The organism is Micromonospora sp. CA-248089 (assembly GCF_050948515.1).
GTDB lineage: Bacteria > Actinomycetota > Actinomycetes > Mycobacteriales > Micromonosporaceae > Micromonospora.
This window is the reverse complement of sequence record NZ_CP192016.1, coordinates 1,965,570-1,984,969: the sequence shown is the minus strand read 5'-3', so window position 1 is coordinate 1,984,969 and position 19,400 is coordinate 1,965,570. Positions and strand designations below refer to the sequence as shown.

The 19,400-nt window shown below is 65.8% G+C and carries 8 protein-coding genes and 1 pseudogene; 2 read left to right on the top strand and 7 right to left on the bottom strand.

All coding sequences use genetic code 11. The annotated features are described in order from the left end of the window. Nucleotides 1-457: 457 nt before the first annotated feature. Nucleotides 458-7,009: an RHS repeat-associated core domain-containing protein gene (locus tag ACQP26_RS09490; protein WP_433495485.1), complete on the bottom strand. Its 6,552-nt coding sequence runs from the start codon at nucleotides 7,007-7,009 to the stop codon at nucleotides 458-460. A 2-nt stretch (nucleotides 7,010-7,011) separates the two neighbouring features. After that, nucleotides 7,012-10,575: a LamG domain-containing protein gene (locus tag ACQP26_RS09485; protein WP_433495484.1), complete on the bottom strand. Its 3,564-nt coding sequence runs from the start codon at nucleotides 10,573-10,575 to the stop codon at nucleotides 7,012-7,014. A 252-nt stretch (nucleotides 10,576-10,827) separates the two neighbouring features. Here ACQP26_RS09485 and ACQP26_RS09480 point away from each other — a divergent pair. After that, nucleotides 10,828-11,184 (top strand): annotated as a pseudogene (locus ACQP26_RS09480) (transposase); the annotation flags it as partial. Between the two features lie 279 nt (nucleotides 11,185-11,463). Here ACQP26_RS09480 and ACQP26_RS09475 read toward each other — a convergent pair. Next, nucleotides 11,464-12,708 carry an IS256 family transposase gene (locus ACQP26_RS09475; protein ID WP_046563349.1) on the bottom strand — a complete coding sequence of 415 codons (1,245 nt, stop codon included), beginning with the start codon at nucleotides 12,706-12,708 and terminating at the stop codon, nucleotides 11,464-11,466. Between the two features lie 789 nt (nucleotides 12,709-13,497). Between ACQP26_RS09475 and ACQP26_RS09470 the strand changes: the two genes are divergently transcribed. Continuing rightward, a complete protein-coding gene (locus tag ACQP26_RS09470; protein ID WP_433495483.1) occupies nucleotides 13,498-14,610 on the top strand; it encodes a hypothetical protein in 1,113 nt (370 codons plus the stop codon). A gap of 218 nt (nucleotides 14,611-14,828) precedes the next feature. Here ACQP26_RS09470 and ACQP26_RS09465 read toward each other — a convergent pair whose 3' ends face one another. The 4 genes from ACQP26_RS09465 to ACQP26_RS09450 all read right to left on the bottom strand — a co-directional run bounded on the left by ACQP26_RS09465 (nucleotide 14,829) and on the right by ACQP26_RS09450 (nucleotide 19,265). Further along, nucleotides 14,829-15,632, bottom strand: a complete 804-nt coding sequence (locus tag ACQP26_RS09465; RefSeq protein ID WP_433495482.1) for a HEAT repeat domain-containing protein — start codon at nucleotides 15,630-15,632, stop codon at nucleotides 14,829-14,831. A gap of 183 nt (nucleotides 15,633-15,815) precedes the next feature. After that, nucleotides 15,816-16,724, bottom strand: a complete 909-nt coding sequence (locus tag ACQP26_RS09460) for an IS5 family transposase (protein ID WP_433495382.1) — start codon at nucleotides 16,722-16,724, stop codon at nucleotides 15,816-15,818. A gap of 556 nt (nucleotides 16,725-17,280) precedes the next feature. Then, nucleotides 17,281-17,976 (bottom strand): suppressor of fused domain protein, encoded by a 696-nt coding sequence (locus ACQP26_RS09455; protein ID WP_433495481.1) that lies wholly within the window; start codon nucleotides 17,974-17,976, stop codon nucleotides 17,281-17,283. A 488-nt stretch (nucleotides 17,977-18,464) separates the two neighbouring features. Beyond that, complete coding sequence (locus tag ACQP26_RS09450) at nucleotides 18,465-19,265, bottom strand: XRE family transcriptional regulator (protein ID WP_433495480.1); 801 nt, start codon at nucleotides 19,263-19,265, stop codon at nucleotides 18,465-18,467. Between the last annotated feature and the right edge of the window lie 135 nt (nucleotides 19,266-19,400).

The following is a 19,400-nucleotide window of genomic DNA, read 5'->3' as shown; positions in this document are numbered from 1 at the left end:
CTAGCGAAAGAAGCCCTGCGGCCTCCGCGATGGCTTCCGGAATCACGCTTGCAGCGAAGCTCCCCGACAACTGGTATAGCTTAGTCTGCTCCCCCGGTGGCATGCCAGTTCCGGTAATGACAAGCGAGGCGTCATTTCTTGTATCTGCCGCCCAAGAAAGAACTCCTTCGGTGAGATCTCGCAAGTCCGACTCAGAAGCCACTCGCACGGACACTGGTTGCCCCGACGTGCCGCCTGCAGCCGTCACTCCCTGGGAAGAAAGGCGCTGTCTCAACCCCTCAAGCACTTCGGCGCGTGCGGCAACCTCGCGACCAATATCCAGCCTGACCAAAGCAGCCTGAAACACTCGATGCTCTTTCGGTCCCATTTCGGTCGCCTCCTTGGATGACACTGACACCTGCAGGAGACGGCAGGATAACACACTGCTTCCCATACTCAACCGGAGGAGTTGACGGGATCATCCTCCACCATTGATCCTCGCCCATTGAGTAATCAACCTGAAGTTCGCTCCCCCCATTCGATAGCCCTGGCCGCCGCCTGAGCGCCATTGGCTATCGCCCCAACGATACTCAACTACGAAGCCCGACTGCCTTGTATAGGTGTTCATTGCAGCCTTACATCTAGAGCAGGGCGACAATGTTCCTTCAATTACTACCTGCGCGCCCTCGGGTAGACGCCAGAGCGCGCCCATCCGGACCGCCCGGTGTTCAGTGTGAGAGGCGGACGAACCATTCCTCCTGCCGAGGCTCTTCTCTTCCGGGGTTTGTTCACCACTAACAAGTGTTCTCTCAAGCAGGAGTCGACCTTCGGAGTCGTAAACCGTCACCAAAGCGGTGTGGGGGGTTTTTGCTGTCCCCTTTCCGTTCAGGCCTCGATAACCGTAACTTCCGATTGCAGGGATGAGGATTGCGCCAGCAGCGTAATCGAGGTTGCAATATTGTGGGTCGATGATGCAAACGCGTTCAGCGATGTCAAGTTCACTTACATCGCACCACTGAACTGACTTGCAGCCGTACGACTGAGCGGCAGTAACGACAATCTCTCTAAGCTTCACCGGCGACGGCGCTGAGATGACGACACCGTCTAGCAGGATAGCTGCACCCTTACCATCACGCCAACCGCAGTCGTTCCCTCCGCCACACCGAGGAGCCTTGGCCGTCTCGCAAGACGAAGAGGGGTAACACTCGTTTTTCTTCCGATTCTCCCGGTTCGCCGCTTCGTTTCCCGGCTTATATCCTGAGCAGTCTTCGCCTGGCATGCAGGGGGATTGGCCCGACGGGTCAGACAGGAGAATAGGATTACCGTTGGCATAGGCGTACGAATTCCATTGCTGCGGCGAATCCAGGTCTTGAACTGGATCCACGGAGAGGAAGCGACCGAGTTGCGGATCGTACTCTCGCGCGTTGAGGTGAGTGAGCCCAGACGAATCTTGCTCTCCCCCGAGATAGCCTCTTGAGTTTGGCCAAGACGGGCTCGAGCCGCGCATGCCGCCGTAGGGGTCCCGATACCGCCTACTGACTACTTGAGAGCCTGAGTTACTGACAGCCGCGTACTGCGTTCCCTGATGGTCAGAAAAGGTCCACGTCAGCCCGACTGCGGTCCGGGAGGCGATTACCCTATCGGCGAATGCGTAGAATCGGGTGGTGTTTCGAGCGGCGCCGTTCCATCGAATTTCCATGCCAGGCAGGTAGAGAGTGCGGCTTGTCGAGTCACGATGAATCAGCCGGTTACCATCTGCGTCGTAGACGTTGCTACTGGAAGCGGCACCCCCTGAGATCTGCGAGAGCCGGTTCTCCGCGTCCCATGCCAGGTTCTGCGATGCGCCCCCAGTGGGACATATATTGGCCTCGGCGCCGTCGGGGCGACAGATGGTGTTGCCAGCGTTGTCGTAGGCGTAGCGGGTGGTGACATCTGGTTGGCCCAGCACTTCGGTGGTGACGGCGATGACGGCATGGGGCCGTACCACATTCTTGCCGCCGGTCGGGACGCTGTAGGAGCGTTTGGTGTCACCGGCGCTGGTGTGGGCGGTTTCGGTGAGCCGGTTGCCGACCTTGTCGAAGGTCCAGTCGCGCCAGTAGGGGGCCGGCCCGCCGAGGTTGGCCGTCGTGGGTGCGGTCTTGCAGTTGACGCCGACCTTCGGGGTCCAGGCGCTGGTGAGTCGGCCAAGCGGGTCCTGGTTGAAGCATTGGGTGTCGGTGGTGCCGACGGCGGGTTGGTCGGCGATGGAGGTGATGTTCCCGGCGTCGTCGTAGCTGTAGGTGCGGTTGGAGACGGTGCCGGCTGCGGTTTCGGGCTTGACGTAGGTGTTGGTGAGCCGGCGGGTGGTCAGGTCGTAGGTATTGGTCTCTTCGACGTAGTTGCCGGCGCTGCTTTTGCGGGTGAGCATGGTGGGTTCGCCATAGGCGGTGTACTGCTGTCCGCTGACGTAGCTGTTCCCGTAGGCGGAGCCGGTGGTGAGGGTGACGGGCAGGCCCGACGTGGAGTCGTAGGTGGTGGTGATGGTTTCACTGCCGGTGAGGTCACCGGCAGCGGGCATGGTGACGCTTTCGGGCGAGCCATCTTGTTCCCGGTAGCCGTAGCCAATCTCCCAAGTGGTGTTGAGGCCGGTTTCGGTAGGGGGAATGACGTACTGCACCGCGCCGGGCTGGTAGCGCTTGGTCCAAGCGAGGTACCGGATTTTGTAGGCGTTGGTGGAGCCTGGGGGGTCGAAGCGAGTGGCCTCGGTAACCTGCCCGCGGACCACTTCACCGCCGAACATGATGTCGGTCTTGTCGAACTTCCAGCTCGCCCGCTTCTTGTCGGGGGAGATGGTGTCATCGTAGAGGCCGACCTTGCGGCCGAGTTTGTCGTACTCGTAGGCGAGGACCTCGCCGCGATGGTCGGTGGTAGTGGCTAGGTCATCAGTGTCGTAGTAGGTACTAGTGGTAGTGCCGCGGTCAGGGTCTTCAGCCGAGATCTGGCGGCCCTTGACGTCGAAGGTGTAGACCCACTCGTTGCCATCAGCGTCTGCAACAGTGGTGAGTTGACCCTTGCGGTCGTAGCTGTACCTAGTGCTCTGGTAGGCGCCGGTAACGCCCTGGCTGGTCGTGTGCTGCCTCAGTTCGACAGTGCGTCCGCGGGCGTCCACAACCGTGGTCGTTGGCGTGCCGCCCGACGGGGGCGTGACCCTCGTCTGGTCTCCAAGGTAGACGGTTGTCGTGCGCCACTTTTCAACTTGGTTGATGACCCCATCGGTGCCGAGAAGAATCTCGCTTGTTGGGCGCGATGCATCGTCGTAAACGACTCGAGCTACTGCGGGGACAGACCATTCAGGTTGGCCCCACAGCGCACCCGAAGGTGCACCAACTTTCCCATGAGCGGGATACGAGGCTGACACTCTGCCCGATGAATCATAGAGAGTATCTGCGATAACCCGCTCACCGTTAGCGCCGGTGGACTGGGTCTGCCGGGGGCGCAAGAGCGCGTCGAAGATCTGATAGGTGGTCAGAAAACCGTTGCCAGCGTTGATGGTCCTTGTCTGCACCCAGGGGTAGGCGTCGCGGTTCGGCGCGAAGGAATAGGTGTAGGCGACCGAAGGTCGCGACTCGCGGTTCTTGCGGTCCCAGCCGATGGCCCAGACCTTAGCCACTCTACCGAGGGAGTCGTAAACAGCCTCATTGATTCGGCCATTGACGTCTAATCCCTTGACCACTGACCCCCAGTAGGGGGCTTGAGTAGCAGTGCTACTCCATGCGGCTCCGCCGTTGGGATCGGGAGCCGTGGTAGTGGTGGTGGCGATCGGGCCGGTGGCCGGTGTGTATGTGGTCGTGGTGGTGTTGCCGCGCGCGTCGGTGGCGGTGGCGATGCGGCCGAACGCGTCGTAGGTGCTCTGCGCGGTGGTCTGCCAGGTGGTGCCGGCGGACGTGGACCAGTCCTTGAGCTTTTCGACCTTGGTGACCGCCCCGTAGGTGGGTGCGGTGTTCGGGCTGGTGGCGCCGTCGTAGCTGTTACGGGTGTCGGAGATGACGTCTGCGGTGCTGGTCGGTGCGGTGCCGCAGGCCAGGGCCGTGGTCGTGGTCTGCTTGACCGTGCCGGTGATGTTCGCGTTGGTGTTGCGGTTGTAGGTCAGCTCGGTGCACTGCTCGTCGCCGGTGGCGGGCCACTGGCCGTCGTCCTGGATCCGGTCGACGGTGCCGTAGGTGTCGTTGAACGTCGACTGGGTGCGGGTGGTACGCCAGCCGCCCTGGCCGTCAACGCCGAGCGCGGTGCCCTGGTAGGTGGTCTTGGTGTTGACGAAGCGGGCGGTGACGATGTCGCCGTTGATGGTACGAGACGCGGTTTCCGGGGAGCGCCAGGGAACGTTGACGGTCTTGCTGACCGGCTTGCTGGTGGTGCCGTTGTAGACGACCTTTTCGCGGATCATGCCGGCGAACTGGTCCTCGTCGTAGACGGTCTCCGTGCCGAGCGAGGCGCCGATGGTGACGGTGCGGGTGCCGCCGCTGGGGTTGAGGCGGTCGCCGTGCATGCCCTGCAGGTAGGTGGTGTGGGTCAGGGTCTGCCTGGGGGCGTCACCGGTGCGGGTCTCGACGGTGCGGTAGCCGCGGAACTGGCTCCAGGTCTTGCGCTTGGGCTTGATGAGTCCGTCGTCGTCGGCGTAGTGCCAGGCCGGGTCGCCGAGGTAGTCGTAGAAGGTGTTCTGCACCGGCGCCTGATAGTCGTAGCCGTCAACGACTGCCGGTATGTCGGACTGGGAGACCTTCCGGACGACATACTTGTGCCACCACTCGGTGATATCCGATCCGCCCGGGTTGTAGGGGTCGGGGCCGATGACGGGGTAGCAGAGTTTGGTGTTGGTCTCCGGGGCGGAGGGCAGGTTGCTGGAGGAGCATTCGCGGTCGCTGTAGGTGACCTGGATCTTGGATCCGGTCTCGGTGATGATGTTGCCGATGCGGTTGCGGTTGTTCGTGGTGTTGTGGGAGGCAAGGACACGGTTCTGCAGGGCCGTGGGTTCGAACGTCACCGGCGGCATCACGACTGGGTCGAGGTTGTCCGGAGTGGTGGCGGTGGAGCCCGTGGCGGTGGTGTTCTTGACCAGGCCGGTGTGCACGATCGAGGCGAGCCACATGCCGGCGTAGTCGCTGCCGTCACCGACCGACGGGTACGTGTGGGTGAGCGTCCAGGAGTCGACGTCCTGCCAGGCGGGGGTGGTCTTGGTGGTGTCCCAGACCCGAGTTGTCACCTTCGCCAATCGCCTGGTCGACCAGAACGTCGGGGTGTTGTTGGTGCCGCAGTCGGCATCGTTGGAGGTGCATTCCTGGTCCCAGGGGACGTCTTTCCAGCTGACGCCGGGGCTGTGGTTGGTGCAGTTCGACTCGCAGCGGTCCAGGGCGGTGAAGGTGACCTGCCCGGTCGGGGTGATGGAGCGGCCGGTCGGACGGTCCCAGGTGCCGTAGTCGATGCGGCTGAGCGTGCCGCCGCGGGTGTAGACGGCTCTGTCGGTGGCCTTGTTGTTCTTGCCGTACCGGTTCGTCTCCGGGGCGTACCAGTAGGACATGGTGTTGCCGCGGGGGTCGACGACGTAGTCGAGGTTCCACCGCCACGCCTGGGTGCAGAACGAGGCCGCGAAGGTGCCGGCGTTGCAGGGCTCGTTGGTGTGGTTGCCGGCGACCGGGACGGTCCAGGTGGAGTTCGTGGCGGCGCTCTGGCCGGGCGGGTTGTTCAGGCCAAAGAAGTACTGGGTGCCGTCGGTCGTGGTGACCTTCCAGTGCTCGCCACCGTTGGCGCTGTTGCTCGCCCCGGGCAGCTTCTCGATCTTCGAGCCGTCCTCGTCGCGGGAGTGCCAGCCCTTACCAGCCTCGAAGACCAGCTCGCTGCCGCCGCCGTTGAGGGACATGGTGGCGTTGTAGGAGCGCCAGCACAGGTCGCCGGTCTTTACCGTGTTGTTGGCCGAGCCGGCCATGTCCTCGCTGCACGGCACGTAGCTGCGTTCGATGAACCCGGGCGAGAAGTCGAAGCCCTCGCCGACCCACGACGGTTGGCTGTTCTCCGCGCTGGAACGCCCATCGACGGCACCCGAGGAGTAAGCCAGGGACACCTTCGGCGCCAGCCCTGCTGCCGGGGGCACGCGCATGTCGTAGGACCAGGTGAAGTTGCCGGTCGATCCCCCGGAGGACCAGGTGGATGAGGCGGCCAGCGGCGTGGCGGAGTAGTCGCCCTGAACACCAGCGGCACCGGCAGCGAGGGCCATCACGGTCCCGGCCGGAGCTGCGGACACCCGCGCGCTCACGGTGCCGTCCGCGACCGAGTTGACGGACTTGACCGGCGTGGCCCGGCACTCAGACGCGACCGGGATCGTCAGGGCGCACGCCGGGAGAGTCCACAGTTTAAGCCGCGAGGACCAGTTGCCGCCGAAGGCATGACGGAACGGCTTGTAGTCGACGGTGACATCCACGTCCGCCGGCCCGGCGGCGCCGTCGGGGCGCAGGGTCAGCAACAGCCCATCACGCCACGCGCTGGGGCTCTTTCCGCGGTCGTGGACCTCGACGTCCACGCCGGTAACCGCACGCCCGGAGGGCGTCGCCGCGCGAGAGACTCGCACCGGCAGGCTGCCGGCGCGTACTGGAGCGGCGGAGGTGGCGCGGGCGGTGGCCGTCGGCAGGGCGGCTCGGGCGCGGCCCGGCGCCGGCCACACCGGCTTGTCCCACGTGGCGGTCTTGGCCGCCTTGGTGGGTAGCGCCTTCTGCTTCGCCGGGCCGCCGATGGAGTCGAGCTTCTCCGGCCGCACGCTCGGCAGCGACGGGCGGGGCTTGGCCTGCGCCGGAGGGACGGCGAGAACGCCGGCGCCGAGGACCGCGGTCACCGTCGCCGCGATCAGCCGACGCGTCGTAGACAGCAGACGAAGCCGGCGGGGGCGGCGGGGGCGGCGGGGGCGGCGGGTCAGAGTTAGCACCGTGAGCATCCCATCTCGGGTGGTCCTCCGGCGCGGCGCCGGCTTCTGATCGTGGCGGTGAACAGGCTTGTCGGCGGGCATGGTCACTCCTCGCCCGTCTGGTTGACCTGAATGTTGTAGAGGTCGCGCACACCGCCGTCGGTGAACGCGCCCTGGTAGGCGACCACGTCGTCGACGCCGCCGGTGAGCCAATCGGTGAACCCGGTGGGCTGGTCGGAGCGGCCCACGACGAACGGGCCGGTGGCGTTCCACCGCTGCCACGCCGAGACCATCGCCGTAGTGGCCTTTAGCTCCCCGTCGATATAGAGGCGGATCTGCCGGCGCTCGGCGTCGAGCACCCCGGTCAGTTGATGCCATTCGGTCGGATCGACGGCGGTGGTTGCGGCGGTGGTGATGGCGGTGGTGTTGGTTGCCCCGGCGCGGAGGGTGAAGGCCCACTGCCCGCCGGAGGTGTCACGGAACTGCAGGTCGAAGCCGCTGTAGCCGGAGCTGTGGTCCTGCGACAGGATCGTCTGCCGGCCAGTCGCCGCGTCCACCCGCGCCCATGCCGAGACCGTGAACGACGCGTCGGTGCGCACCACCGCCCCGTCACTCCAGTTTGGGGTGGCCTCGTCGCCGAGGTTGTCCTGGGCGCGCCCGTACTCCTGGGTCACCTGGTTGTAGTGCGGGTCGCTCGGGTCCTCGACGAAGTGTGTCCCGTCCAGCAGGAGTGCCTTGTTGCGCTGCCCGTAGCCGACCCAGCTGCCGTCGGTCAGGGCCAGCCGTCGGCTGTAATCGCCCGCCTCGTTCACCCGGCAGGCCGAAGAGGACGGGTCGGTGCTGGCCTCATAGCAGGGGTAGGCGTTCTTGAAGTCCCACGCCGATGTCCTCGGCGCGCTGACCATGCCGGGCTCGTTGAACGGGTATGCGTCCGTCGCGAGGCTGCCGGTGAAGTCCTGCGCCACAAGGACCCGGTCGTAGACCTGCACGTCGGCGATCGAGCCGGTGAACCACTTGGCCGGTGCGGCGTTGAAACCGCGACCGATCGAGAAGACCCCGGTCGCCGCCCACGGCGCGGCAGCCCGGTCGGCGTCACCGACGAGGGTGCCGTTGACGTAGAGCAGCATCTTGCCCGACGGCCGGTCGAACACCCCCGCGAGATGCGTCCACTTCCCTACGTCCGCCGACGTCAGCGCGGCGACTGCAGCTGCGGAGCGGGTGGTGCTGGCCTGGTCCGGGGTGTCCTTCATGACAAACGCCCACCGCGGCGTCAACGGCGACCCTGCCATCCGGACTCCGAGCTGGAACCCGGCGGCGCTCGTGCCGTCCTGGCTGACCGCGACGTTGTCCTCGCTGGCCGGCAGCGCCGACAGGCGCACCCACGCGGTCACGCTGAACGACTCCGTCGTGTTCACCACCGACTGGTGGTGATTTACCGCCGAGGACGATCCGTTGAACGCCGGGCTCGACGCCCCCGGCAGCCGCAGGCCCGGGGACCAGGTCACCCCAGCCAGGGCCAGCGGCGTGGTGATCGTCGCTTCGGCCCGCTCGTCTGTCAGCGCCTGGGTCTGGGTGACACCTGGACTTTGCTCAAGTTTCCACCAGTTCGTCGGCGGTGCCGGCCGGTCCACGATGAACGCCATCGACCCCTGCCCCTCCGTCTGCGCCGAGTTGATCGCCGAGACGTACAGGATGTTCTCGCCGTACTTCGGGGCCGTCAGGGTCACCGACGCCGTGCGGACGCCGGTGCCCGTCGCGGTGATCTCCGTCGTGGGAGGAAAGGTCCAGCCGTAGCGAAACTTCACCACCGTCGACGTGTTCGACGACAGCGTGAACACGCCCTTCTCCCCCGGCCCGGCCGGCATCGTGGTTGCCGTCGCGGTCACATCGGGGTAACTCACGTCGGTCTTGAACTCACACCACGCCGACCACACGCTGGCCAGGTTGTACGGTGCCGGGTCGGTGGCCATCGCCCGGAACGCGTACGACTTGCCGTTGACCAGGCCCGACAACGCCGCCGTGGTAGACCGGCCACCGGCCGGTACAGACGCCCCCGTCGGCGCGGTCTTACGCGGAGTGCTGTCGTTGTAGGTCCCCGACGCCGGGATCTCCAACCACTCCCACTTCGTTCTCAACGCCTGCGTGCCATCCGCGTCCGGGAAGACTCCCGACAGCGTCGGCGCCAACGTGCCGATCACCGACCGGACACCTGGCGAACAGGCGGCACCTGTCGTCTGCAACCCGTACGGCTGCCCGGGGTAGGAGCTGTAGTCCACAATCAGCTTCACACTGTTCGGGAAGAACTTCTTCCACCGCTCCTGGGTGGTCTCACCGCTGCCGTTACCCGCGCACGCGCACAACGCCAACGTGATGTATGGAGCTGAATTCGCCGCGTGGTCCTGGATCTTGCTCGTAATAACCGAGCTTTCGAAGTTCACGGTCATATCCGGGTCCTTCTCGCCGCACCCGTCAGCCTCGTTGCCGTGCGAATAGGCGTTCTCGATCGCCTGCTTCATCACCGGCGACCACTTCGTGCGGGGAGTCGACGAGATCGGACCCGCGTGCCACAGGTAGGTGATCGTGTCATCGCAGGAATAAGAGTGATCCAACGTCGCCTGCACGTAAGCTTTTGAGATGAACTTCTTCGCGATGCCCGTAAGCGGGAAGTCGAAGAACGACCGGTACACCGCCCCGCTCTGCGGGCTCTTGCCTACACGGGCAACACTCACGTCACCGTTGGAGGAATTGTCGTTCGTCGCGTACGCCCACCGGCTCTTACCCGTCGACCACGGCGGGTCGATGAAAACCGGAAAGACCACGTCCGCGCTGGTCAGCATCGACTGATCGGGATGCAGCGTGATATCCCCTTCGACGGTGACCTCCGTGCGCACCGGGGCAGTCACCGCAGCGTCACCAGGACCGGCGGGCGTAGACTCATCCCCCGCTGTACCAGCAATGCGAGCCGCCGTCCGCGTCCGCGACGCCGAACCCGGCGTCGAGTCCCACATCGTTGCCGCCGCCGATTCCGCCAGCACCTCGCCGCCGGCGACGGCCCGCAGCTCCCCGTCACCGACCCGCACCGCCCGCGCATCCCCACCGACGTCGAAGCGCAGCTGACGCAATGTCGGATTAGCCGCCGCCTGCGGGGTCTTTACCACCAGCACATGCGAGAAACCAGTCCACGTGGCCCGCACCACTAGGTCTACATCCGGCAGCACACCCGGATACGTCGCCGAGTCCCCGACGATCGCCGGTGCCGGCAACGCACCGCCCTGCCACGACAGGCTGAAACTCTTGCCCTGACGTACCAACGTCGCCATCGGCCCGCTACCACCAGCCGAGAAGCGCACGTCAGCCACCGACACCGCCGGCCGCCACAACCCGTCACCACCGCGCGTAAGAGACAGATCCAGCGGCGCCCACGACCCGTCCGCGCGACGCGCACGCTGCGGCACCACCGCCGACTCCTGCTGGAACCCGCCATCCGGCAACGCGAAGACCTGCGTCAACTCCGAACGCCCTGCGGCGACCTCTACCCGCTGACCGGTCTCCTCCGCCAACCGCGACGCCGCCCTCGCATCCCTGGCCGTCAACGGTTCCTTCGGCGCCGACGTCGCCGCCGACACGGCAGTAGACGGCACCACCACAACGCCGGCGACCAAGGCCATCGACAGCAGCGCAGCCCACCACCGATACGGTCGACAAACGGCCGAGAACAAACCGACACGACGTCGGGCAGCAGTCACCACAGGTCCCCCGTTGATCACACGTGATGAAGTCGCCGAACTGTAGAGACCCGGATCGACAGATGTAAAGATCCCTCACAAGCTGTGAGGACAAATCAGACAACAGGCCTCGGGACCGGCAGGCGTCTCACCCACCGTGAGCGCTGCCGCACGCACTACCGGCGCAACCTGCTGATGAAGGCGCTGCAGTCCACGCATCCGTGGATCGCCACCCTCGTCCACGCGATCTTGGACCAGCCCGCCACCGACATCGTCCGAGCCCAGTTCCAGCGGGTCGTGACCACGATCGAGGCGAAGTTCCCGGCTGCGGCCCGCGCACCTCGACGCCGCCCGCGACGAACTCCTAACCTTCACCGGCTTCCCCGCGAGATCTGGCGTCAGATCTGGTCCAACAACCTGCAGGAACGGCTGAACAAAGAGATCCACCGGCGCACCGACGTCGTCGGGATCTTCCTCAACCGGCCCGCGATCATCCGCCTCGTCGGCGCCGTCCTAGCCGAACAGACCGACACCCTGCACGAGGGCCGACGTCCGGTAGAGCACCGACATAGCGGCTTCGCCTGACCACTTCAAGCCCTGCCGAAGAGGTCACCGCCCAGGAAGCCCTGGTCAGATGGCTGCTAGTGGGATTCGAGTCTCAACTGCCGGATTGCCTACCAACTCCGCCGTGACGGATCTAGAGCCGCACATCGATGCAGGATCGTCCCGGCGACTTACGTCGGCGAACCCAAGACAAGAAGCCGGCAGCAGGCAGGGGTCGCGTCCGCGCGAGTGGTGTAAGAGACGGCCATCGCGGGATCCGGTCTGATGTTATGCGGCGATCGGGGCGGGGTCGGTCTGGTCGGTGACGTGTTGGTCGGTGTCGATCGTGACCATGCGGGCTTTGGCGAGTAGTTCCAGGCCCATGTAGCGGCGTCCTTCGGTCCACTCGTCGGTTTGCTCGGCCAGGACGGCGCCGACGAGGCGGATGATCGACGGCCGGTTGGGGAAGATCCCGACGACGTCGGTGCGGCGGCGGATCTCCTTGTTCAACCGCTCCTGCGGATTATTCGACCAGATCTGACGCCAGATCTCGCGCGGGAAACCGGTGAACGCGAGGAGGTCATCCCTGGCGGCGTCGAGGTGCTCGGCTGCGGCTGGGAACTTCGCCTCGATCGTGGCCACGACCCGCTGGAACTGGGCTCGGACGGCGTCGGCATCCGGCTGGTCGAAGATTGTGCGGACGAGGGTGGCGATCCAGGGCTGCGCCGACTTGGGCACCTTGGTCAGCAGGTTGCGCAGGTAGTGGGTCCGGCAGCGCTGCCACGCAGCGCCGGGCAGGGCCGCGCCGATCGCGGACACCAGGCCGGCGTGGGCGTCGGAGATGACCAGACGCACCCCGGTCAGGCCGCGGGCGGTCAGCGACCGCAGGAACGCCAGCCAGCCGGCGCCGTCCTCGTCGGAGGCGACGTCGAGGCCGAGGACTTCGCGTTGGCCGTCGGCGTTGACGCCGACAGCGATCAGCGCGTGGACGTTGACGGTGCGGCCGTGCTCGCGGACCTTCATCGTCAGCGCGTCCATCCACACGAACGTGTAGTGGCCTGAGTCGAGGGGTCGGTTGCGAAACGCCTCGACCTGGGTGTCGAGGTGGGCGGCCATCTCCGAGACCTGCGACTTCGACAGCTGCCGGATCCCGAGCTGCTCGACCAGCTTCTCCACCCGCCGCGTCGACACCCCCAGCAGATAGGAGGTGGCCACGACCGACACCAGAGCCTGCTCGGCCCGCCGACGGTGGGTCAGCAGCCAGTCCGGAAAGTACGAGCCCTGGCGCAGCTTGGGGATGGCCAAGTCGATCGTCCCGGCCCGGGTGTCCCACTCCCGAGGCCGGTATCCGTTACGCGAGTTCACCCGCTCGTCGCTGCGCTGCCCGTAACCGGCACCGCAGATCGCGTCCGCTTCCGCGGACATCAACGCCTGCGCGAACGTTTTGATCATCGCCTGCAACACGTCCGGCGACGCGCCCTCGATCTGCTCGCGCAGCAGGTCAACAGGGTTCACACTCTCTGATGCGGCCATCGCGTTCTCTCTTCCTTCTCTGACTTGGTCGTCTTGAAGGATCGACGCGATGGCCGTCTCTCATCTACGCAACACGCCCATCACGGGCAAGTCGTACACCACTCCAGCGGACGCAACCCAGGCAGGCGGGGGAGCAACCGGCGATGACCACTTCGGTCTTCTCTGGGAGTTCACTGCCACTCGCTCGCCAGCATCCTCGCACTTCACGGTCCCTCTCCGCCCAAAGCCAGTGAGCACTTCGGACACGGTGACCACTTCGCCACGCTGCACCCAATCTGCACCCACCTGCAAGGCATCAAAACTCATAAGGTCCTTACCGCCTTGAGCTGCGGATAACCCCCTACCAGGCGACATAGAGCGCCGTTGACTGCTGTTCGCTGCCGTTGAGTGCAGTTGTGTGAAACAGGACGCTCCGCCCACTCTGAGCTGCGAAAACACAAGACTGCAGGTCGCGGCGTACGCCGTTGGGTGCCGTTCGGTGCCGTTGAGTGCAGTTCGACGCCGTCCAGTGCACCCGGCTGCTCCCAACCTGCTCCCCCGATCCGGCTCACATCGACCCGCGGTCAGCCGGGGCAGTCTGCCTAACGCAGGGCCGCCCGGATACGAAGCGAGCGACCCGACGACAGTGGGAACGGACGGTGACGAGCACGCGGACGCCGCGCTTTGTTAGCGGCATGTGCGGATGCCTGATCTGGGCCACACTAGGGGCGTTTGCTCAACCGAAGCACCCATTGCTGGGTCCGCCTACCGTCGGGAAGAGACCCACAGGCGAGACTTCGGAGGGTTGAAATGAACTGGTGGGACGTGACGGCCGGAGCCGTCGCTGGGCTGGTGCTGCAGAACGTCGCCTACCCTTCGGCTCAGAGCCGGTACGAGAGGTGGCGAAAGCGCCAGCACTTTCGGGCCGCCGAACGCGCCAGTCGGATCATGGAAGAGCGTTTCGGCTCTCTCGTACTGGTCCAAGCTGGCTGGGGCGAAGACGGAACATTCAACCACGATGCAGTGACGCTTGAACTCGGCGGCGACTTCGACATCAACGACCCACGCGTGACGGCCATCCGCGACCAGCACAGGCCACAGTGGCTGTCCGACGGCCTCGAAGACGGGCAACAGGTCGGCATCGCCACCCTGCGCATCAGTCGGGTCAGTGACCGGCCCGAGGACGACCGCGCGGGCCGAAGCCACCGCATCGCCTGTCAGATGCACGTGTACGGCTACTTTAGTTTTCTGGCCACCCACCGTCTCCTGCTTACCGGTGATGCGGAGGAACGGGAAGTTCTAAAGGGGATTGCCGGCGAGCCGAACTGCGCGGAGCCAATCCACGGATTCCCGAACCCGTTCAGCGTCGGTCTCTCAGTATTCTGCGAGGACGGGGACTACCTCGCGCTCACCCGTCGGACCACGAGCATCGGGGCTGGCGGTGACTGGCACGGCGGCAAGGTCTTTAACGCAGTCGGCGAGAACGCTGCGCCCCGCGACTTCAGTCCTGGACTCGACGGCACCGTACGGTCGACGCCATACCTCATTGCCCAGCGCGGTCTGAGGGAGGAGTTGGGCCTGCCCATGGTTGAGATCGACGCAAGCGAGATCCGACTGCACAGCCTGGCCTATGCCATTGATCTGCGTGACCACAAGTTCTTCGGTTACGTACTTACCCGGCTCTCCCGGAGCGACCTGCAGGACGCCTGGCGCCACGCCCCCGACCGAACGGAGTCAACCGGAAGCGACCTCGACTTCCACTCCGTCCAAACCGAGGCGGACACTCGGCGGCTGTTGCGAAGAGTCGTGGACGAGGCGGAACGCTGGGCGCCGGAGGCCGTATTCTGCGCCATTCGTTCGGTGCTGGTCCGGCGTTTACTCCCCCCCGCCGAGGTGAGCCGCATCCTGAGGTCCAGGAGGTGAACGGGGTCGCCACCGGTCGTCACCGCCATGAACAAAGGCAACCCCGGCTTCCCGACCGCGGCGAGCAGCGCCCACACATCGGCATGACAGTGTGCGGCGCCAGGCGCTCGCCCTGCCTGTCGCGCAGCCAGTGCCGCCCGGCCGCGTCAGCGGCCTCGACGTCAGCCTCGAATCCGTGACGCGCTTCCACGACAGCCGTCTCACGCGCTCATCAGCTCTCAGGCCTGCGCTTTCCGCTCGTGTTTGCGGAGGTTTCGCAGCGTCTTCAGCGCCTTCTTGGCGGCGGTACTGACGTGCGCGCCGGTTCGCACCGTGGCGTGGTCCTCGGCGGCGAGGTGCGTCAGCAGCTTCTCGGCTCGTTCGTCGCCGGTGGCGCCGAGTGCCCGTGCTGCCCAGAAGCGCACTTCGGGATCGTCGTGTGAGGTCGCCCGGATCAGACGGTCGAACGTTTTGGTTGCGGGGTACGCCAGCGCGGCCGACAGGTAGCCGGCACGCACGGGCCGGCGGGGCGACTCCAGCGCGGTCCACAAGTGCTCAATCGCCTCGTCGTCACCGATGTCGGCCAGGGCGTATGCAGCAGCTGCTCTGACGTGCTCGGCTGGGTCGTCGAGCACTTGCGCGAGAGGCGTGACCGCGGTGGGGTCGCCTATCTCTCCCAGAGCTTCGCAGGCGCTCTCGCGGATAAGGGCGTCCGGGTGGCGAAGTAGGTCGATCAACTGTGGGGCGGCCGTCTGAATGCGCAGGATGCCGCAGCTGGTCGCCGCCCACGCCTGGCATCCGTACTCCTCGTCGCAAAGCGCAGCACGAAGCGCCTCGGCCAGCGACTCATCGCCGAACAGCACAAGGAGATTCAACGCGCGGGAGTAGATCTCGGGGTCGAAGTTGCGGTACCCGGTCACGATCTCCCTGAGGACCTGCTTCGCGACCGCGTCACCTCTCTCGGCCCCAGCCAAGAGCGCATTTAGTGCCTCCAACCGAACCTCACGGTCACGGTCAGTCAGCTCACAGAGTCGGTCGCGCACAGGAGACAACCTAGATCCGCCAGCCAGGCTGCGGCCAGATCATTTGTCAAGCACCTTGTGGGACGGGTCGGTCAAGCAACAACCGGGACTGGGCAAGCGCGCCAACCCCTGTCCTCCGTCGACTAATCTGCGGCACCTACGCGCACTGATCGCGGCTACTTAGTGAGTGTTTGAGATTCCGGCTCAGGTGTGGGTTGCCTGGGCCGGTTTCGTGTGTCGGGCCAGGCGGGTGACCATGACGTGGATCATGGCCCAGGTAACGAAGGCGGCGTGGCTGGCCGGTAGGCGTTCGTAGTCGCGGACGCAGCGGCGTTTCTTGCTGATCCAGGCGAAGGTGCGTTCGACGACCCAGCGGCGGGGCAGCACGACGAAGGTGTGTTGTCCGGGGAGTTTGTGGACCAGGTGCACGGTGAGGTCGAGGGCGTGGCGGGCCCAGGTGCTCAGGGTGCCGATGTAGCCGCCGTCTGCCCAGAGCAGGCGTAGGCGGGGGTGGAACAGCCGGGTGCGCCAGAGCAGGTCACGGGCGATGCTGCGGTCATTGACGTGCGCGCCGGTGACCATGACGGCCAGGAGTAGGCCCATGGTGTCCACGACGATGTGGCGTTTACGGCCGTTGACCTTCTTCGCCACGTCGAAACCGCGGCTGTGTCGGGGCACGGTGTCCGCGGCGCGCACCGACTGAGAATCGATCGCTCCGGCGCTGGGATGCGCGTGCCGTCCGGCGGCGGTACGGCACTGCTCCCGCAACCGGTCGTGCAGACGCATCAACGTGTGGTCATCGCGCCATCGAGCGAACCACCAGTACACCGTCCCCGGGGGCGGGAACTCCCGCGGCAGGGCCCGCCACGGACAACCGGTGCAGGCCACATACAAGATCGCCGTGACGATCGCCCGCATCGGATGCGACGGCGGCCGCCCCCGCCGACCGACCGACACCGGCGTGACCAGCGGCGCGATCAACGCCCACTGCGCATCGGTCAGATCACCGGGATACCGCCGCCGCACCGCCCGTTCCCGTTCCCGCCGCACCCGCTGCGACGGATAACGGCGGGGCGACGCGGACGGCGTGACAGTGATCGGGTACAACGTCATCAGAAGGCCCTCGGTATGGAAACGGTTGGCTCGACACCACCGGACCTACCGAGGGCCTTCCCTCACCTCAACCCAACACGCCGCCGCACCCCAAATCTCAAACACTCACTTAGCGGATGGTACCGGCCTGTTGAGCGGAGAGTCGGTGCTGACGCCTTCGGGTCCGCCGAAGAGGTCATTGAGCAGAAAGCCCTGGTCAACACGAGACCCGTGAGATCCGAGCTTCAATGTGTGAGATGGCGGCTCGAGCTTGAAGGGCCCGGTGCAGACGCGTACGTCGATCGGAGTCGCATCGTCACCGATTGGCTGAGTCGGCCGGCGCGGCCGTCGAAAGGACGGCCAAGTAGTCGACCTCCAGCCTGACCACTTCGGTCTTCCCGTGGCCGCTTGCTCAAGCCGTCCTAGTGACGCCAACGCCCCGCTCAGCAACCGTTGGACTCAACTGCTCCCGATCCGCTCCCACGGCCCGCTTGTCAACCCGACAAGCTCAGAAATGCCGCGCCTATCAGCGGCAAAAGCGCGCACGTGACCTTGGTCAGCGCGTCCGATCGAGCTATCAAGCGCACGAGGGCCGGTGCGGGTCCAGCAACTCGGTGATGCGGCCGCGGTCAAGGACTTCGATGAGTGCGTTGGTACCGCGATCGACCTTGACCGCAATCTCCTTCGGGTGCAGAGGGATCAACGCGAGCAACGCGATTCGCATGCCGCCGCCGACGTCGATCGTCCGGGCCTCTGGCGGCACCCGCAGCATCGGCGTGACGACGACTCCAGCGAACGGGGTGTCCGTAGCGTACGGCTGCGCGGGATCGCCGTTCGGCACGGAATGCCATTCGCCGATCCACGTTCCGTACTCGTGCGGCAGCCGAGCAACCTCCTTGAGAATCCGCAACGGCCACCCGGATTCGTCGCCGAGCCCGGCTACCTCGGTCAGCGGCCAATCCGCCGGGAGGCTGAGCATCAGTTCGGCGTACGGGCGGATGCCGTGGCCCTCCGGGACCGTCATCGGCAGCTCACTCATCCCAGAAGTGATCAGCGTCCGGTACGGACGTTCCGCGGTCGGAGCCACGACATGGACATGCACACCGACCAGGTGCGAGGCGACCTCGTGGTAGACGAACTCGACGGGTCCGAAGTGTTCCTCGATGTGTCGGTCGATAGCGTCGGCGAAGGCCGGCTGCGGCCCTTGCGCCGGTACGAACCCGTCGTGCAGCGACTGATGACGGAGGACTCCTGACCCGCGCGACTCGTCCATGGCGACGCAGCCTATGTAAGGGTTCAACGAGGGCGCGACCGGGCACGCCCATCGGCACATCCGGACGCTGGCGAACGGCGCCGACGGCACTTGGGTGACGAGCGCTTCGCGGCAGATCCGCGCATGAGCGGACCTACGCTTACATCCATGGACGGCCGCTTTTATCGGCGTCGCTGGGACGAATCGCGCGGCGACGAGTTCGACGCTTGGGGACACTCAGTCTGGTACTTCGAGGTGGATGACGACGGTTGGCCGGTTCGGCAGGTCGAGGTGTACGACCGCGGCCCAGTCCTCCGGTACGGGCCCGGACATGAGGCAGACCAATACGGCGGCCTCGGGCAGGCGAGCCTGGATGATCCTGAAGAAGACTGGAGCCCGTTCGTCGTCACACGAGACGCGTTCGAGCACGTCTGGGACTCCGCTGGCGGGTGGCCCGCCGCGCGCCTCGCGCATGTGACTGCATGGGCCCCCCGCTGGCTAGGGTCGTCTCAGGGAGAGCCGGGGCAGTAGCACCGCAGTTGAGGGCGGAGTTCGTCGGCGCGTTCGTGGCGGATGGCGTGTGCCCGACTGCGGACTTGTTGCAGTTGGCCGGCGGTCAGGCGGCGGGCGTTCCAGATCAGCTCGGCGGCCTCGGCTGCGTCTGGGTGGGCTGGCGGGCGGTTGCCGGGCAGGTCGATGCCGGTCAGCGCGCTCAGATCGCGGGATGAGATGTCAAGGAAAGAGGCGAACCCGGCAAGGAGGTCGGATGTCAGCGGCTTCCTGCCGTGTCCGATCGCGCCGATCGTTGACGCCGACAGCACATCGCGGCGGCCGAGGCCGTACAGGTATTTCGCAGCACCTAACCAGCTGAGGTTGCGGTTGTGCAGCAGGCGCACTACCAAGCCGCCAGCGTTGTTCGGGTACTTCTGATACGGCGGCGTTGGTGTCGACGGCCCCTGCGGGCGGCGTTGCTGGGGCAGCGACCGGACGAACTGGTGCAGCTCCGGTACGGCCCGTGGCAGGTGCGTCAGGGACCATGACAGCGAACCGGGATCGCCGGCTGCGGCCGCGTCCAGAGGAGCGAGATCGTCAGGCACCCGCTGACCCGCGATGACGAACACGTCGCTTGCATGCAGGCCGAGGACGGGGGCAAGTCGGCGCAGCAGTGACGGATCGGGCTCGCCGCCATCGAGCACCGATGTGATCACGGGCTCCGGGACGGCCGCTCGGCAGGCCATGGAATTGACGTCAACGCCACGCAACTCGGCCAGCCGCATCAACTGCACGCCGAACGCCGGCAGGGTCTCCACCATCCCAACCTACGGCCCAACTCGCTGGCCCTGCCTCTCAGACCGCCAATCAGCCGAGGAACCACTGTCGCCAGGCGGATCAGGCGCTCGGACGGCGGCATGAGCGAGCTTTTGGCCAGGGCTGGCCAGGCCCTG

What these genes read in the sequence shown, in the direction of transcription:
- ACQP26_RS09460 (WP_433495382.1), bottom strand. Translation starts at nt 16,724, where the DNA reads ATGACGTTGTACCCGATCACTGTCACGCCGTCCGCGTCGCCCCGCCGT.
- ACQP26_RS09475 (WP_046563349.1), bottom strand. Translation starts at nt 12,708, where the DNA reads ATGGCCGCATCAGAGAGTGTGAACCCTGTTGACCTGCTGCGCGAGCAG.
- ACQP26_RS09455 (WP_433495481.1), bottom strand. Translation starts at nt 17,976, where the DNA reads ATGGACGAGTCGCGCGGGTCAGGAGTCCTCCGTCATCAGTCGCTGCAC.
- ACQP26_RS09470 (WP_433495483.1), top strand. Translation starts at nt 13,498, where the DNA reads ATGAACTGGTGGGACGTGACGGCCGGAGCCGTCGCTGGGCTGGTGCTG.
- ACQP26_RS09485 (WP_433495484.1), bottom strand. Translation starts at nt 10,575, where the DNA reads ATGGCCTTGGTCGCCGGCGTTGTGGTGGTGCCGTCTACTGCCGTGTCG.
- ACQP26_RS09490 (WP_433495485.1), bottom strand. Translation starts at nt 7,009, where the DNA reads ATGCCCGCCGACAAGCCTGTTCACCGCCACGATCAGAAGCCGGCGCCG.